The following is a 16,928-nucleotide window of genomic DNA, read 5'->3' on the forward strand; positions in this document are numbered from 1 at the left end:
CTGCCCCAGGAGGGCAGCCAATCCTTTATGCCGTACTCTTCATTGCATTTTGCTTGACGCCCCGCTGAAAGAAAAACTTCATCATTGGCGGGGTTACAATTGTAGTCACAAGAACAACGATAACTAGGATGGAAAACAGCTGCAGGTTGATTAATTTAGCCTCAATACCGATTGTGGCAAGAATCAAAGCAACCTCACCTCGGGATACCATGGCTGCACCGATTCCAAGTGAACTGTTCCATGAGAAACGGGCCAATTTAGCTCCCGCAGCTGCACCAATAAGTTTTGTTAAAATAGCAATTATGCTAAGGACAATAATAAGCCCGATATTTTGCGCAAGGCCTTCGAAGCTAGCCTTTACACCAATCGATGTAAAGAACACTGGAACAAAAATGGAATAACCGATCGTTTCCACTTTTTCAAAGACTTCCTTTTTGAAGTCTGTTAAACTGATCGCCACACCCGCAATATACGCACCAATAATGGCCGCCACACCAGTTACCTCAGCTAAATAGGCATAAAGGAAACAAATGATTAATGCCGCGGAAATAACTGACTCGGTAACCTTTAATGGGGCAAACTTTTTTAAAACCCATGGAACAAGCTTCCAAGCCGCTAAAATGGCACCACCGAAAAAGAGCACCTTTTTAATAATGACCATGCTTAAATTTACATCGCCGCCGGCCATGCTCATTAAAAACGCCAGTGCAATAATAACCACGACATCATCGATGACCGCTGCCCCAAGAATTGCTGCTCCCTCTTTTGACTGCATTTTATTTAACTCTTTAAGCGCCTGGACAGAAATACTGACACTTGTGGCAGAAAGAAGCAGCCCTAAAAATATGGCTTCAATCGTGGTCATATTCATGAGAATTCCGGCCAGAAAACCGACCGCCAAAGGAACAATTATTCCACTTAACCCCACAAAGGTGGCAGCTTTTCCTGAACGCTTAAATTCATCCAAATCTGTTTCCATGCCAGCAATGAACATTAACAAAATGACTCCTATTTGGCTGAGCTGTTCTAGTGTAGTTGTTTCTTCGACTAGCCCTAAAACAGCCGGCCCTAGAATAATACCGATAACCAGTTTTCCCAACACAGAAGGCTGTCCCAGTCTGACACTGATATCCCCCGCTATTTTGGAGGCAATTAAAATAACCGCCAATTGAAATAATAATTCCATCAAAATCACCTTTCCTTCTAAAAAATAAAAAAGAGTCTGAATTTTACAAACAGACTCTTCACAAAAATGGAAACAAAAAAAGCCTGTCAACAAAGGGCATACGTATCCCTAAGTGACAGACTCCTCCTAAATGACAAATATTAAGTTAACACTATACTAACAGACTTTATGATATTTTTCAAGAAATATAGACAAAATTCCAGATGGGTTAATCCCATCTCTTGATTCGATCAATTGTCTTTTCCTTTAAAACAGTAATAAAAGTCGTTTCCCCTTTCAAAAGTTTTTGTTTATGCCATTCATTAAAGCTGGCTACAGTAATCAGAATAAGTCCGGCGATTAACAAATAAGCCCACCATGGCATATTTCCCCAATAAGGTCTTGTCTGCAAAAATACATTCAGAAGTAAAACACCTGCACCTGTAAAAAAGTAAGCTTTTATTTGCAAATACATTCCCGCAAGCATGGACAGTAAGGAAAGGGAACCAAGAATAATGGCATCATAAATAGTATTGCTTGCCAGCCCATCCTGGATTAATAATAATGAAACAATGATAAGGACGACCCATTGAATCGATTTAGTTATTTGTGAGTACCTGCCTTTTAATAAGCGGCGAATAAATATCACCAAGACAATGAAAGGCAGCACCTGGACTTCCCTCGCCCATAAAAGAGGAATATCGAGGAGCCCAATAATGGCATAGTATGGCTGCAATAAATAAGCGAGGCCGATTATCCCGATAAAAACCGAGAAATTTGCGGTTACTCTTTTTCTTTGCGAGAAAAAGTTACCGGCAATTAATATGCCAGGGAGAGCATGACTCCATAGTGATTCATCCATAAAGAAGTACATAAGCCAAAAACACAAAAAGGAAATGATGGTATAGCCGTCTATTTTGATAGCAATAAGATTTGTTCCCTTGGTTATCAGCTTTTCGTATACCTTATGTCCAATTGCCGACATCAAAATCCCCACCCCGCCTGAAAGGAGCAAATTTTGTACAGGGGTCAAGCCGCCTAAATAAGAAAATTGTGCCGTTGCCGCAAACAAGAAAAACAATGGAATGATACCAAGCACATCCCATTTTGTTTTATGCAAATAAAGTAACGTGACCAAAGTGTATGCAATTATCACGATATAAGGCTGCCAGGTAAACGGATACGTCCAAAGAAGACAGCCAATTCCGAAAATAGCGAATGGAATCAAATAGTAGGCCGTTCTCTTTTTATATTCATCATTCACCAGCAAGGAGTATAATAGAATGAAAGCCGCTGTAATTGGGAATTCATACAATCCCACAACAGAATCCAGCCATTTATCCATACCAGTTGAAATTAGTAAAAATAACGAAGTAAAAGCACCGTAAAGGAATATTTTGATATTCCATTCTTTTTTAGCCATATTTGCACTCAGACCGTATACAATCAATGATATGGCAAAGCTATATAGCGCCTCCGTGTGATAAAGAACCAACGTAGATGCCAGCGCAATTGGATATAAGATATGCCCCGTCCAAACAAAGGCAGCTGACAAGACGGAATCTATTTTTCTGATTAAATAAGCGATTCCCAGCAAGAATACTGCACTTGTTGTAGCCATTAAGGAACTCGTTAGTTGGCCAAATTCAACCTTCAGGGAAACGGAATGGATGACCGAAAAATAAACTAACATTGTATTGATGCTTACAAGAAACGGTGCCCACTCCGTTCCATTCTTTTTATATAGGTAAAAGTAAAGTGCAACGCCTATAGCAATAATTATTGGCTGTACCCATAACTGGTTAACTGGCCCAAATAAAGCATGGGCAATGGCAATCGCATAAAGGCTGGCCGATGAATAAAGGGAAGTTTTGATTAACTTTTTCTCACTCCACTTTTTCCAAAGTACTGCAGATAAGACCACCAGAATGGCCCCTGCCGCAAAATTGACAGCATTTCCAAACTCAACAGAATAGTATTCATTTCGTATATTTAATTCCTGTCCAAAGCTAACCACTGAAAAACCAAGTGAAACTGGCAGAGTCCAAAGAGCCATTTCCTTAAAAATAACTCTTACTTTCTTCTTCAAAATCAAATAAGTGACCATAACCGTTAGAAGAAGCATAACCCCAAGCTCCCACCATTGGTTAAACAGGATAGCGGCCATTAAGCTAGCAGCCATTACTGCTAAGCCAACATCCTTGGAACTTGTATGAATAATAGATAGCCATTTAACTTTTACTACTTCTATTAAAGTGAACAAGAGGAATCCACTGCAAAATATCGAGAGTGAAATATCAATACCTTCAATTTTCCATAAGACTAAATGGATTGCCTCATAAAGTCCTGATGCCATGAATGTAGAACTTAAATATGGAAACAGTTTTTTTCCGCTGCTATAAGCTAAATAGATAAAGTTTGCTGCTATGATAAAATAGGCAAGCATTAGTACAAGAGAAGGGCTTCCGGAGCGGAGTAAAATGCCCTCCAAGCTAATATAAATAAAAGCAAACCCAGAGATAATGGCACTTGTATATTGAAATACCCGGTCAAGTGAAAACTTATTATCTAGCGCTTTCGGAATAAACACAAAGGCAAAACCGATTAAGGCATACACAATCTCTCCAAAGTAATCCAGGAAACTGTTTTCAATCAACTGATAAGCTCCATAAACAATCATCACACTAAATATGAAGTGATATTCCTTTCTTCCACTTACATACATCATCGATAAATAAACCACAGCGGTCAAAAGAAGGTTAAAACTATAGAGAACCTCATTGTCATATAAAAACAGCATGAATAAGGTGCAAAGGACGAGATTGACCTGTATAAAGGGCACAAATTCTTTGGTAAACAATTTATAAGTTTCTTTGCCTTTAAGCTGGTGATAAATATAAATAACAACCGCATTAAACAGCATCATCCCAAAATAAAAGAAGTCGACATTTAGTTTTAGTCCTGCCAGCAAAAAAGCAGCACCCGCAGAAACCGATACATAGGAAAACCAGACGAACAGCCTGGATCCCAAGTTTTTGGCAAAATGAAGATAAACAATGACCGGAACAATACTCCCCAGCATACCAAGCAAATATCTGCCTTCCCCTTTGATGGATAAATACCCGCCTAATAGTCCAAACCAGCCTAACGATAGAATAAAAATAGGCAGAAATAAACTCCCAAGAACAATAAAGGCAAACGCTGTTTTTTCAATTTTCAGTACTTTTTTTGCAAGCATGGCGATTCCAAAAAACATTAATGCAACCACTGCAATTGATCCGCTTTTCATCACACTTGTCATGGATTCCCAATTGCTTGTGGCTACGAATAATCCGCCAATCAACAAAAAGATAACTCCAATGTTTAATGACCAAGTGATATTTCTCTCACGAATCTCTTCCGCTGTTAGTACCTTTTTAGCCTTTTGGGGTTTTGGTGCCATTTTTTTGACAGGCTCCGTTTTTTTCGTTTGGATAGGTATTCTCTCATGCTCTAATAATTCCAAATGGTATTGATGGTGTGCTTTTGCAACCGTTTCGACGATTGCCTCAGAAAGGTATCCTTCTTCTCTAAGAGTGAAAAGCTCCTGGCGAAAAATTTTTCGCCTCTCTTCTCTTTTGCTAGGTTCCATTTCATCACCTTCTTCATTAATGAACATTTTTCCATTAAATACAATTATATCCCTTTAGTGAAATTTTACACTATTATTGGGTTTTTTCAACATTTTTATTTCAAATACTAAAAAAACAGAGGGAAGACTTTTCATCTTCCCTCTGTCAGGCTGTCAACAGGGACAAAAAATAAAAAAATTGTCGAGAAAAAAACCTTTCTCGACAATTCGAAAGAGGGAAGATTTTAATCTTCCCTCTGGTTTAGTTGCTTTCAGTTGTTTTAGATGTCTTGCTTGTTTTAGGTCCCAGGTATTCATAGTCGTTCGGATTAATTGACGTATATCCTTCCGGCTGATAAAAACGAAGCAGGTCTTTGTAGACAACTTCATCAGACATTTGCAGTTCTGAGCTTACCTTTTCAGCAATATCCTTGCACGCCTCTGAATTCTCAAGAAGCTCACCTGTTTCGGTCGAATAGCATTTGTCTTTTACTTGAATAACATCTGAGGAAACAAAATCCCCGTTTCTGAATAAAGCCCAATTGCGATGATTTGGTGACAGTAAATCTGAGCCAAACTCAAGGTAATCCTTCGTATCAATACCAAGCAAATGAAGAACGGTCGGACGAACATCTACTTCGCCGCCAAATTGCTTTTGAATCCCGCCTTGTACTCCTGGTACATGGATAAATAAAGGGACCCGCTGTAATTTAGCATTAATAGCAGGAGTTATTTCATCCACTCCTAGCACTTGTGCCATGGCATCGTTGTGGTTTTCGGAAATGCCATAATGGTCACCGTACATAACAACCACTGTATTATCATATAAACCTGCAGCCTTTAAATCATTAAAGAACTGTTCCAAAGCCTGATCCATATAATGCGCAGATTGGAAGTATTGATTAACGACCGTATCTTCAGTATTACCTGCAGGGAAGTCTGTGTCCTCCGGATCCATTTCAAAAGGAAAATGGTTCGATAAGGTAATAAACTTTGTATAGAATGGCTGCTTTAAGCTCTTTAGCATTGGCATAGACTCAGCAAAGAACGGTTTATCCTTTAAGCCATAGTTTTTCGTGTTTTCATCCGTCATGTTGTAATATTCCGCATCAAAAAACTGATCATACCCTAAGGCCTTATACATTACATTCCGATTCCAGAATGTTTTATAGTTGCCATGAAAAACGGCGGAATTATAGCCGTTCCCTTTTAAAATGGCCGGCATAGCCTGATAAGTGTTTTGGGCTTTGTTAACAAACACAGCACCTTGAGCCATCGGGTATAATGAGTTTTCCATTAAAAACTCGGCATCCGAGGTTTTTCCCTGCCCAGTTTGATGGAAAAAGTTTTCAAAATAAAATGTATTCTGATCATGTGTTAATGAATTTAGAAACGGTGTAACTTCCTGGCCATCCTGCATCTTGTAATCAATCATAAAGGTTTGAAATGATTCCATTGAAACATAAATCACATTCATTCCCTTTGCCTTGCCAAAGTAATCAGGATTTGGTGCGGCATGATTGGCTTTAACATAGTTTTCTACCGCAGTAACATCTGTTGAATTTGCCAATGCTCTTTGGCTCGATGATTTGATATTTTGAATGACATCATAAATCGTGAAGTTATAAGCACCTAGATATTTCACTAAATAATTTCGATCAAAAGAACGAGTCAATAGCTGCGGACGATCCTTTTCCGCAAGACCCAAGTTAAACAAAAATGTCGTAATCGAAAACAAAAGAACGATTTTAAATGACTTCCTGTTTGTAACCGTCACTTGTTTGAACATAGTTACCGCAAGGGCGATTAGAATAAAGAAGTCTGTAAAATAAAAAATATCAAGTGGGGACATGAGTGAAAGAGCGCTATCGCCCAATTGTCCGGCATTTGTTTTCGTCTGCATTAAAACAGGTACGGTTATAAAATCATTAAAAAAGCGATAATAAGCAATGTTTGCGTAAAGTAAAAAGGACATTATAAAATTTGTGATAATCATAACAAGCTTAGTACGCTTTTTAAAGAGCAAGGCAATTCCAAAAAAGAATAACGCCGAACTCAATGGATTGATAAATAATAAAAATTCTTGTAGGCTGTTATCAATTCCTAAATTAAATTCAATTTGATATGCCGCGTAGGTTTTTAGCCAAAATAAAACAACGGCAATGACGTAAAATGTAATATGACTTTTGTTTACTTTTTTTAAAAGTCTTTCCTTAATCATTTTTAAAACTTCTCCTCTCACTTACCAAATTTAACTTCGGTAAACGAACCTCAATAACTATATCATATTTTCTATAAAAAGAAAAACATTAACATGATGCTGAATGTCCCTTTATTCTTATGCTATTATGGAGTTGGACATGACTATTTTCAAATTCAATAATATAAGACGAATGAAAGTAAATTTAGTTTCAGCATTTTCTTATTAATTTATTTTTTGGACTGCCTTATTTTACTTTCCGGCTTTTCTGTAGATTTGTATTTCTAACTAGCATATACATTCGGTTCCTCGTGTGCAATCGGATATTAGTCTTATCTTTTATAGGAGTTTTTTGTATATATAATAGAAGAAAGCGGTTACATAGACATCGTTGCATAAAATCACTTCTTTCATCACAGACTAAAATGATTATTAATGGAGGAGTGAAAGTAATGAATGTCAATAGGGTAAAACAAATCCTATCTTCATCCGCTGATATCATGGTTAAATACAATGGTGCATCTGTATGGATTGACCAGTTAAATGAGGATGGAAGAACCGCGACCGTCCATTTACGCGGACCGCTTGAAGAAAGAACAACAGTGGAAATCAGCGAGCTTATCGAAGAGTAAAATATTTCTTACTTTATAAAAAAGGAATGAATATAAATGCCGCGAGGGAAAGAAATGGAACAGCTGCCGATGTCTAATATTGCGCCTGGTGCAGGAAAAGACCCAGGTAAATATGATAGGGAAGTTCTAGGAACAATTACTCAACAAGCACAGCCGCAGCCGGCTGATCTCGAAAAGGAAAATGAGGACATGGTGTAAGGCAGGAAGCTTAGTTCCTGCCTTACAATTTTTTATTGTACTTTAATTGGTCTGTTGGTTTCTACAGGTTAGTTATTGGTGATACTATGCTTTGCCAGCAGCTGGATAGTCATGTCATCCATTGGCGGATTATGGAGCCCTGCCCTCACGTCGCGGTAATACCGCTGCAGTGGGTTTTGGGATGTAAGACTTTTTGCCCCGACTATTCTCATTGCAAGGTCCACGATGGAAATAGCGGAGTTTGTCACCGTTAATTTGGCGGCCCCCAATACAGGAGTCAGCTTTTCTCTTTCTTCCTCAGTTGATTCATCCCATTGTTTGGCGGCACCATACAAGAAAAATTCCGCCTGCATGATTTTCAATTCCATTTCCCCAATTTTTTGCTGAACATTTGGCAAATCAATTATTGTACCTTGGATGCTATTTGGCGAATATTCCTTGGCAAAATTTATGGAATACCTTTTTGCCGCTTTCGCAATTCCTAAATAGCAGGCAGGAATATGAAGCAGCCAGCCCATCGCCCTCTTTTTACCCGGTTTAATTGGCTCGACCATATACTCTTCTGGTATAATGACATCCTCCAATACCAAATCATGGCTTCCCGTACCCCTCATGGCTATAACGTCCCAGGTTTCCTCGATTTTTAGTCCTTCAGCAGATCGAGGAATAAGAAAATTTGCAATTTCTTCAGTACCCTTTAGACTTGCACTGACGATAAAATAATCAAGAACTGGAGACATCGTGGTAAAGGTTTTCCTTCCATTGAGAAGCCACCTGCCGCCCTTTTGTTCAGCCGTTGTCTCCGGCCTGCCGCCGCGCGTCGGGCTCCCTGTTTTTGGTTCAGTGGCAGCGCTGTTAATTAACGAGCCTGCCATTACCTGTTCACATAAAAATTTGAAAATAGGTTCTTTCCATGAATTTTTTTCGTTCAAATTATAAATAATGCCCATATGCCAGCCAATCGCCAGGGCAGTTGAACCATCCCCTTCAGCAATCAATTCTTGAAGTTTAATCATTTCGTAAAGTGAGATTCCATTCCCGCCATACTTTTTAGGTACTGTTAATGTAGTATAGCCCGTGTCTTTCAGGTCTTGAATATTATCAAAAGGAAACCCACCCTCCGCATCTACCTTATGGGCTCTCGATTGGAAACGAGTTGCTAATGTTTTCATTAATTCTAACCGTTCTGTGGTGGTTTCTAAATCAGTAAATTTCATCTCGACCTCTCCTCTCAACATAATTATATTTTCGCAAATTAAATCCCCCCATTCAAATGGGGGGACTTAGATTATTCGAGATTTGCAAATCGCTCAAGGTCTCGGTTTTCTCCAATGACGACTAGAACATCACCTTGGTCTATAATTTTATCGGGTGAAGGGGAAATAAAAATATCGTCATGGTGGCGAATTGCGATGACGCTAAGATTATACTTGGCACGCAAATCGAGTTCTCTTAAGGTTTTATCCGTCATTTTTTCAGGTATTTTTACTTCTTCAACACTATAATCCTTGGACAATTCAATAAAGTTCAGCACCTTTGGGGATATCAGTTGATGGGCCACTCTTATTCCCATATCCCGTTCCGGAAAGACAACCCAATCGGCCCCTACCTTTTTTAAAACTTCCCCATGGAGTTTATTTAAGGCTTTGGCAATGACTTTTTTTACTCCTATTTCCTTTAAAAGCAAGACACTTAAAATGCTGGCCTGAATATCATTGCCGATTGCGACTATGACGGTATCAAAATTGCGAATTCCAATTGATTTTAACGCCTCCGGATCGGTCGAATCCGCGATAACGGAATGGGTTACATAGCTCTGTGCCTCATCTGCCCTTTCCTCGTTTACATCAACACCGAGCACATCCCTTCCAGATTCATATAACTTATTGGCGATGCTTAGTCCAAATCTGCCTAATCCAATAACTGCAAATTGATCTGCCATTTTTCGAAGTATCCTCCTCGCTGTCAGTTTAGCCAATCATGATTTTGCCTTTAGGATATCGGAAAGCATCCGGGTTTCTGCGTATGGTGACTGCATAAGCGATTGTGAGCGGTCCAACCCGTCCAGCAAACATCGTAAATATAATGATTCCTTTGCCAATAGAAGACAGTTCTGGTGTCAGTCCCATCGAGAGGCCGACTGTTGCAAATGCAGAAGTCGCTTCAAACATTATCATTAAAAAGTCCTTCCCAGTTTCGGTTATAGTGAGGACAAGTGTAACCACCATAACGAGAAACAGTCCACTAAGTGTTACCGTAAGGGCCTTATAAATCGTTTCATAACCAATTCGCTGCCTGTAGAAAATCACATCCTCTTTCCCGCGGATTTGCGACCAAACCGCTCCCATTAAAGTGGTAAAAGTGGTCGTTTTAATCCCGCCTCCAGTAGAACCTGGAGATGCACCAATAAACATAAGTACAATTATCAAAAATAACGAAGCATGACTTAGATCGCCGATGCTTAAGGTATTTGCCCCTGCCGTTCTTGCTGTTACCGATTGAAATAGGGAACCAAGGATTTTTCCAGACAGTGTCAATGGCTTAATCGTTTTATCATTTGTAAGTTCGAGGAGGAAAATTCCGACTGTTCCAAGTGCCACAAAAAAAATCGTGGTAACAAGAACAATCTTTGTATGCAGTGACAACTTCTTGGAGATTCGATATTCGTAAAGCTCATTCATAACGATGAAGCCAATTCCGCCCAATATTATTAATGCACAAACTGTTAAGGTAACAATTGGGTCGTCTACATAACTTGTTAAGCTATGAAATTCACCCATTAAATCAAAACCGGCATTATTAAAATTCGAAATGGAATGAAATACTCCATAGTAAATGGCTTTTCCAATGGGAAAATCAAATGAAAAACGAATGGTTAATAGTACTGCACCTGTTAACTCAATGACGAATGTAAAAATTAAAATCCGTTTTGCAAGGCGGACAATCCCCTCCATCGAAATATTATTTAAGGATTCCTGAAGGAGGATTCGCTCTTTTAATGAAATTCTTTTACCGAGGAGGAAGGCAAACAGGGTGGCGAACGTCATAAAGCCCAGGCCGCCTACTTGAATCATGGATAAAATGACCAATTGGCCGAACAAAGTAAAAGTGGTTCCCGTATCTACCACCACCAGGCCAGTCACGCAGGTGGCTGAAGTTGCGGTAAACAAGGCATTTAAAAAATGCAGACCTTTTCCATCCATTGTAGAAACCGGGAGGGTCAACAGGATAGCGCCAATCAAAATAATTAGAGCAAATCCAAGCACAAGTATTTGTGGCGGATCAAGATAAATTCTTTTTTTTCGCTTCATACATTCCTTCCTCACCTTTTAACTTTAAATGCCTAAAAGTCCGAAACTCTTGTCATATTTTTTCCATTCATCCCATGAAATATTAATTCTATTGACATTCTATCCTTCTTCTCACCCTATAACATTGGCTGATACTGATGAATTTTGAACTTTATTAAACAATTTTCCTACATTTATGTGTCATTCCTCACAGAATGTGACAGTTTTATGTAATATAATGCTTCGGAGGAAATAATTCGTTGGTGGTGCATGAAATAAATTAGGAAGATTTATTTTTAATTTATTGTATGGCAGAGGAGGAATATGAATGAATCAAGGAACAAGGCAGCTATTTTTGCAAACAGGAAGCCTAATCGGCGGGTTTATGGTATGGGTGCTCATTTCTTCATTAATGCCTTTTATTAAGGCAGATATTGCACTTTCTTCAACGGAAATTGCCTGGGCCACAGCGGTACCCGTTATACTTGGGTCACTCCTTAGAGTTCCGATCGGCTATTGGACTAATCGCTTTGGAGCAAGAATATTATTTTCAATCAGTTTTGTACTTCTCATCGTACCGATTGCTATCATCAGTTATGCCAATTCAATGTTTATGTTAATTGCAGGCGGATTTGTGCTTGGGATTGGCGGAGCGATATTTTCCGTTGGGGTAACTTCTCTCCCAAAATATTATGCCAAAACAAAGCATGGTTTTATTAATGGCATATATGGTGCAGGTAATATCGGCACAGCTATTACATCCTTCCTCGCACCAATACTGGCCAATGAGTTTGGCTGGAGAACAACGATACAAATATATCTGATTATTGTGATCATTTTTGCCTTATTAAATTTTCTTTTTGGTGACCGTGAGGAACAAAGGGCTAACCTTCCATTATCGGAACAAATTAATAAAGTTTATCGAAATCCGAAGCTTTGGTTTTTAAGCTTGTTTTATTTTATAACCTTTGGAGCCTTTGTGGCCTTTACGATTTATCTGCCGTCCTTCTTAGTGAATCACTTTGATTTATCGAAGGTGGATGCTGGTCTACGTACTGCAGGATTTATTGCTTTGGCTACTCTTTTCCGTCCGGTCGGCGGATGGTTAGGGGATAAAGTAAATCCTTTTATGATTCTTGCAACAGTTTTCTTCAGCCTTACATTTGCCGGCTTTTTACTGTCTTTTACCCCCTCCCTGCCTATTTATTCTTTTGGCTGTTTATTAGTTGCATTCTTTGCTGGAATCGGAAATGGGGCTATTTTTAAACTGGTTCCTCTCTATTTTTCAAAGCAGGCCGGAATTGTTAATGGCATTGTTTCCGCAATGGGAGGACTTGGAGGCTTTTTTCCGCCAATTATACTAACCATTCTCTTTAATCTTACAGGTCATTATGCCATTGGATTTATGGCCCTATCTGAATTTTCATTGGCCAGTCTGGTCATCGTCGTATGGCTTTACTTCCAAGAAAAACTTGATATTTCCACACAAATTGTGAACCATGCCGTCGATGGAATATGCGTCACTGATCCACATGGAATCATTCTAAGGGTGAATCCGGCTTTCACGAAAATTACCGGTTATCAACAGGAGGAAGTAATCGGAAAGACCCCAAGCGTTTTACAATCCGGAGAGCATAACAACGAATTTTACAAGCAAATGTGGGCGAGCCTTTCATCGACAGGGTACTGGGAAGGGCACATTTGGAATAAGCGTAAAAATAATGAGATTTATAAGGAATGGCTGACTATAACAGCGATTAAAGATGATTTAGGTGAAACCAAAAATTACGTTGGGATGTTTAAAGAGGTATGAAACAGCTACTTAAAATATAGATAAACACAATGAAACCTGTAGACATTATCTACAGGTTTTGCTATAATTCTAATAGAACATATGTTTGTATATTGATTGCTAAAACCTTGAGAAGTTTTGTGTGGCTAAAGTATATGCCTAATAATAAGTGGAAGATGTTTTATTAATTAAAATGTTTTTTTCAGCTTAGCTCTACAGGAGTAGAAGTCACAAAATAAAAGGATTATAGATTCCACCAAAAAATTATTAACAGGTGATGAAAATGGCAAAGAAAAACAAAAAAAGGAAGAAAAAACAGCCATTCAAAATTAATCGAGTATCACATACCGTTAGGCAACATAGCAAGATTGTAAGTGATTTCGAAGAAATCAAGTTAATTGCCAAACGGTATAAAAACGTTAAAAACTATGTGTTTTCCCGCTATTCCGGCATCCAAAGCTTTCTCTTGTTAAACGATTACAAGAAGGAAATTCGTGATAAATGGGTTAAATCCAAATTCACCGAACAATTTAAACTCCCGGCACGTTATTGGAAATTAGCTTTAGATGAAGCTATTTCCAACATTAAATCTCTGTGGACAAATGCGAAAAATGCCATCAAAAAGGCCATACATCATAATAGGCATTTAACGGAAGATGAAAAATATTATATGTATTACCTTTTAAAAGCTGATCATTTTCTTTTTTTCGTGCTAACAAAGAAAGAATTTGAGTTACCGAAGAAATTACTTCCCCTTCAACTCAGACAAACATACCTCCATCATCTCATTTGCCGCTATATCCGTAAGTACAAAGGGAAAGTCCCTTATTCCAATAAAGAAACTTCCTTCATGATCGATGCTCCTATGTATAACTATCTGACTGAAAATGGACGAAAATTCATTGAAATAACCTCTACCAAACATAGAAAAAGAATTAAAATTGGACTTTCCGAAGGCAATATTTATCATGGAAATATCCGTATTGTCATCAAGGATGATCGTTTAGAACTGCACCATTTTGTTAAAGGAAAACAGAAGCAATTTTGGAAAGAAGAGAATATTGTGGCGATTGATAAAGGGTACAAGACATTGATTGCTGCTTCCTCTGGCCGATTATATGGAGAAAAATTACATGATTTATTGAATAAAGAAACGGAACGGTTAAATGCCAAAAATCAAAAGCGGAATCAATATTGGGCTTTGATGGAGAAATATAAAAAGGTTGGAAATCTGGAGAAAGCTGAACGAATCCGCACCCATAATTTTGGTAAGAAAAAATATAACAAACAAAAAAAGTATCATGATGCGGAAGTAAAAAGTTTTATTAATTTCTGCCTAAATCAATTTTTCAAGCAGGAAAATCCTAGTGAAGTGGTTTCGGAGGACTTGTCCTTTGCCAATTGGAATAAAAAGTTTCCAAAACATATCAAACGGAAATTAGCCAGATGGATCAAAGGGTTTATTCGGGAACGTCTAAAGTTTAAATGTGAGAAATGGAACATTACTTTTACAGAAGTGAACGCCGCTTATACCTCTCAAGTTTGTCATAAGTGTGATCACTTCGGAACAAGAAATGGGGATGTTTTTACCTGTTCTAACTGTGGGACCATGCATGCAGATATAAACGCCAGTCAAAACATTAAGAAACGAAAAGACGATAAAGACATTACTTTATTTACACCATATAAAAAGGTGAAGGAAATTCTGGAACAGCGTTTAACCGTAAACGCAATTTAGGTAAAAAGAGAATAGGTCTACCCCATCACAAATGTGGTCGCCCTCATTTGAGAAGCCGCATTTTACCGCGAGGGGGTTGGGTAGGCCTACCCTGTATGACCAATTATACGGTTGTGGGAAGAACAGGTGATGGCGAAAGAGCAGTTGTTTCGTGCAACTTGTTCACTGGCTCAACCAAGACCTTGTTTTTTGAGGAGCGAATTACTTGAAAACCTAGATATTTGTATACAAATGTATAGATTTATATAGATTTTCAGGACCAGGAAAGTGCGTAAGTTAAAAAGCTACAGGGATCTTCGTTAATAACGGGTTCTCTTTTGAGGTGCAAAACGTAAAAAAACAGGTTAATTAACACATAAAAAAGCATGGTGATTCACATATGAATTCGCCATGCTTTTTTAAGCATCTTTAAATAGTTTTTACAATTCAAGTCAACCTGAATGAATTGACTTTTTTCTTAGACCGTAAGCACATATATTCAATCCTATTCCAATTAACATTAAAAGGCAGTTCAAAGAAATCAGCTTAGGATTTTGGAGAAATGCAAAAATAGGATGCCAAAATCATTGCGATTTTGCATCCTATTTGCTGTGCTATTTATAGTGTTTGCACCCTTAAAGAGAACCCGTTATCTTCGTTAAGAAGGTCTCTTTTTTTGCCAACACGGTAAATTTATTACAACTTTTTGTCAACTTGGGCGAGTTCACAGTTCCTTCACGATTTTTGTGACGTTCGTCACAAAAATCGTGTTATCCTTTGGTTTATATTAACATCATAAACAACTAAACTAACATTTTAAAAATAGAAATCCCACATTGGAGGAAATCAAAATGGCTCGAATAACGTATTGGAACCCAGAAGACGAAAAGTTCTGGAAAGCAGAAGGAAAAAAACACGCAAAAAGAAATCTATGGATCTCCGTCCCATCATTAATGCTTGCCTTCATCGTTTGGCAAATTTGGTCAGTGGTTGCCATACGCTTAAATGATATTGGCTTTAACTTTACGGAGGAACAGCTCTTTACTTTAGCCGCTATCCCTGGTCTTGTCGGAGCAACACTTCGCTTTGTTTATACATTTGCAGTCGGAACGATAGGCGGCAAAAACTGGACCGTCATTTCAACTGCGATATTAGCGATACCAGCTATAGGAATTGGCTTTGCAGTACAAAACCCAGATACACCATATTCTATTATGCTGACTCTTGCTGCACTGTGCGGATTAGGCGGCGGTAACTTCTCATCTTCAAGTGCGAATATCAGCTTTTTCTTTCCAAAGAGTGAAAAAGGAACTGCTCTTGGAATTAACGGCGGATTAGGAAATATGGGGGTTTCAGTTGTTCAATTTATCACTCCATTAGTCATTACTTCTGGAACATTTGCCTTAATTGGCGGTAAGCAGGTTTTATCTAATGGTCAAGAAGTTTGGTTACAAAACGCAGCATTTGTTTGGGTTATTCCAATTGTGATTGTAACATTACTTGCAGCATTTAAAATGGATAACGTTCCTGGCGCAAAACAATCAGTAGCAGATCAATTTGTGATTGTTAAGCGGAAACACACATGGATTATGACGGTTCTTTATATCGGTACATTCGGATCGTTTATTGGGTATTCAGCTGCATTCCCGTTATTATTAAAATCTCAATTCCCTGAATACATTTCACTTGCTTTCCTTGGAGCGTTAGTGGCAGCTGCCGCTAGGCCTGTAGGCGGTTGGATTGCAGATAAACTGGGTGGAGCAAAGGTTACAGCCTATGTATTTGTTGTTATGACTATTGGTGCTATTGGAGTAATCTATTTCCTTAATGCTAAACAATTTGCAGGATTTTTAATTTCTTTCTTAATTTTGTTCCTTGCATCAGGGATTGGTTCTGGCTCTACTTTCCAAATGATTCCAAATATTTTCATTCCAAAGGAAGCAGCACCAGTTATAGGCTTTTCAGCAGCATTTGCCGCTTACGGATCATTCTTAATTCCAAAACTATTCGGCTGGTCTGTTAATGCCACAGGCACACCAGTAACAGCGTTTTATTTCTTTATTGGATTTTATGCAATTTCATTCGCATTAAACTGGTACTTCTATCAAAGAAAAGCTACTGTTGCAAAAACCCAAGAACTTGCAAAACAAGCCGGATAATCATCCGGCTGGTCAGGCTGTCGAGAAACTTTCGACAGCTTTTTATTTTACTCATTTTATTTAACGATTCACCGCATTAATTTGTTGTAATATTATTAATATAAGGCTTTTTAACAAGTCTGTTGATTGGCGCTCCAGGCACTTCGCTTTCCGCGGGCGTGACGG

Annotated in this window: 11 protein-coding genes; 5 read left to right on the forward strand and 6 right to left on the reverse strand. The window is 38.4% G+C overall.

What is annotated here, in order from left to right:
* Window positions 1–25: 25 nt before the first annotated feature.
* From ACNQGS_RS07275 to ltaS, 3 genes are all read right to left on the reverse strand, one after another.
* The gene (locus ACNQGS_RS07275; protein WP_491486756.1) at window positions 26–1,186 is read right to left on the reverse strand and encodes a cation:proton antiporter; all 1,161 of its coding nucleotides are present in this window, start codon (window positions 1,184–1,186) and stop codon (window positions 26–28) included.
* A 208-nt stretch (window positions 1,187–1,394) separates the two neighbouring features.
* Window positions 1,395–4,796, reverse strand: a complete 3,402-nt coding sequence (locus ACNQGS_RS07280) for a hypothetical protein (RefSeq protein ID WP_491486757.1) — start codon at window positions 4,794–4,796, stop codon at window positions 1,395–1,397.
* Window positions 4,797–5,037: 241 nt separating this feature from the next.
* Window positions 5,038–6,996: a lipoteichoic acid synthase gene (gene ltaS / locus ACNQGS_RS07285; protein WP_491486758.1), complete on the reverse strand. Its 1,959-nt coding sequence runs from the start codon at window positions 6,994–6,996 to the stop codon at window positions 5,038–5,040.
* A gap of 431 nt (window positions 6,997–7,427) precedes the next feature.
* Between ltaS and ACNQGS_RS07290 the strand changes: the two genes are divergently transcribed.
* Window positions 7,428–7,607 (forward strand): H-type small acid-soluble spore protein, encoded by a 180-nt coding sequence (locus ACNQGS_RS07290; protein ID WP_213145198.1) that lies wholly within the window; start codon window positions 7,428–7,430, stop codon window positions 7,605–7,607.
* Window positions 7,608–7,643: 36 nt separating this feature from the next.
* On the forward strand, window positions 7,644–7,805 hold the full coding sequence (locus ACNQGS_RS07295) for a hypothetical protein (RefSeq protein ID WP_241113956.1): 162 nt from the start codon (window positions 7,644–7,646) through the stop codon (window positions 7,803–7,805).
* 68 nt (window positions 7,806–7,873) lie between these two features.
* On the opposite strand, the gene ACNQGS_RS07300 is transcribed toward ACNQGS_RS07295, so the two are convergent.
* From ACNQGS_RS07300 to ACNQGS_RS07310, 3 genes are all read right to left on the reverse strand, one after another.
* Window positions 7,874–9,022, reverse strand: coding sequence for an acyl-CoA dehydrogenase family protein (locus tag ACNQGS_RS07300; protein WP_491486759.1), 1,149 nt, complete (start codon window positions 9,020–9,022; stop codon window positions 7,874–7,876).
* Window positions 9,023–9,093: 71 nt separating this feature from the next.
* The gene (locus ACNQGS_RS07305) at window positions 9,094–9,747 is read right to left on the reverse strand and encodes a potassium channel family protein (protein ID WP_491486760.1); all 654 of its coding nucleotides are present in this window, start codon (window positions 9,745–9,747) and stop codon (window positions 9,094–9,096) included.
* Between the two features lie 28 nt (window positions 9,748–9,775).
* Entirely contained in the window at window positions 9,776–11,116 is a 1,341-nt protein-coding gene (locus tag ACNQGS_RS07310) for a TrkH family potassium uptake protein (RefSeq protein WP_491486761.1), read from the reverse strand.
* Between the two features lie 307 nt (window positions 11,117–11,423).
* On the opposite strand from ACNQGS_RS07310, the gene ACNQGS_RS07315 reads away from it, so the two are divergent.
* From ACNQGS_RS07315 to ACNQGS_RS07325, 3 genes are all read left to right on the forward strand, one after another.
* The gene (locus ACNQGS_RS07315) at window positions 11,424–12,908 is read left to right on the forward strand and encodes a nitrate/nitrite transporter (RefSeq protein ID WP_491486762.1); all 1,485 of its coding nucleotides are present in this window, start codon (window positions 11,424–11,426) and stop codon (window positions 12,906–12,908) included.
* Window positions 12,909–13,170: 262 nt separating this feature from the next.
* Window positions 13,171–14,625, forward strand: coding sequence for a zinc ribbon domain-containing protein (locus ACNQGS_RS07320; RefSeq protein ID WP_491486763.1), 1,455 nt, complete (start codon window positions 13,171–13,173; stop codon window positions 14,623–14,625).
* An 830-nt stretch (window positions 14,626–15,455) separates the two neighbouring features.
* Window positions 15,456–16,763, forward strand: a complete 1,308-nt coding sequence (locus tag ACNQGS_RS07325) for an MFS transporter (protein ID WP_491486764.1) — start codon at window positions 15,456–15,458, stop codon at window positions 16,761–16,763.
* Window positions 16,764–16,928: the final 165 nt, after the last annotated feature.

It is taken from the genome of Neobacillus sp. PVCKKU3 (assembly GCF_058323225.1).

What these genes read in the sequence shown, in the direction of transcription:
- ACNQGS_RS07275 (WP_491486756.1), bottom strand. Translation starts at nt 1,186, where the DNA reads ATGGAATTATTATTTCAATTGGCGGTTATTTTAATTGCCTCCAAAATA.
- ACNQGS_RS07280 (WP_491486757.1), bottom strand. Translation starts at nt 4,796, where the DNA reads ATGGAACCTAGCAAAAGAGAAGAGAGGCGAAAAATTTTTCGCCAGGAG.
- ltaS (WP_491486758.1), bottom strand. Translation starts at nt 6,996, where the DNA reads ATGATTAAGGAAAGACTTTTAAAAAAAGTAAACAAAAGTCATATTACA.
- ACNQGS_RS07290 (WP_213145198.1), top strand. Translation starts at nt 7,428, where the DNA reads ATGAATGTCAATAGGGTAAAACAAATCCTATCTTCATCCGCTGATATC.
- ACNQGS_RS07295 (WP_241113956.1), top strand. Translation starts at nt 7,644, where the DNA reads ATGCCGCGAGGGAAAGAAATGGAACAGCTGCCGATGTCTAATATTGCG.
- ACNQGS_RS07300 (WP_491486759.1), bottom strand. Translation starts at nt 9,022, where the DNA reads ATGAAATTTACTGATTTAGAAACCACCACAGAACGGTTAGAATTAATG.
- ACNQGS_RS07305 (WP_491486760.1), bottom strand. Translation starts at nt 9,747, where the DNA reads ATGGCAGATCAATTTGCAGTTATTGGATTAGGCAGATTTGGACTAAGC.
- ACNQGS_RS07310 (WP_491486761.1), bottom strand. Translation starts at nt 11,116, where the DNA reads ATGAAGCGAAAAAAAAGAATTTATCTTGATCCGCCACAAATACTTGTG.
- ACNQGS_RS07315 (WP_491486762.1), top strand. Translation starts at nt 11,424, where the DNA reads ATGAATCAAGGAACAAGGCAGCTATTTTTGCAAACAGGAAGCCTAATC.
- ACNQGS_RS07320 (WP_491486763.1), top strand. Translation starts at nt 13,171, where the DNA reads ATGGCAAAGAAAAACAAAAAAAGGAAGAAAAAACAGCCATTCAAAATT.
- ACNQGS_RS07325 (WP_491486764.1), top strand. Translation starts at nt 15,456, where the DNA reads ATGGCTCGAATAACGTATTGGAACCCAGAAGACGAAAAGTTCTGGAAA.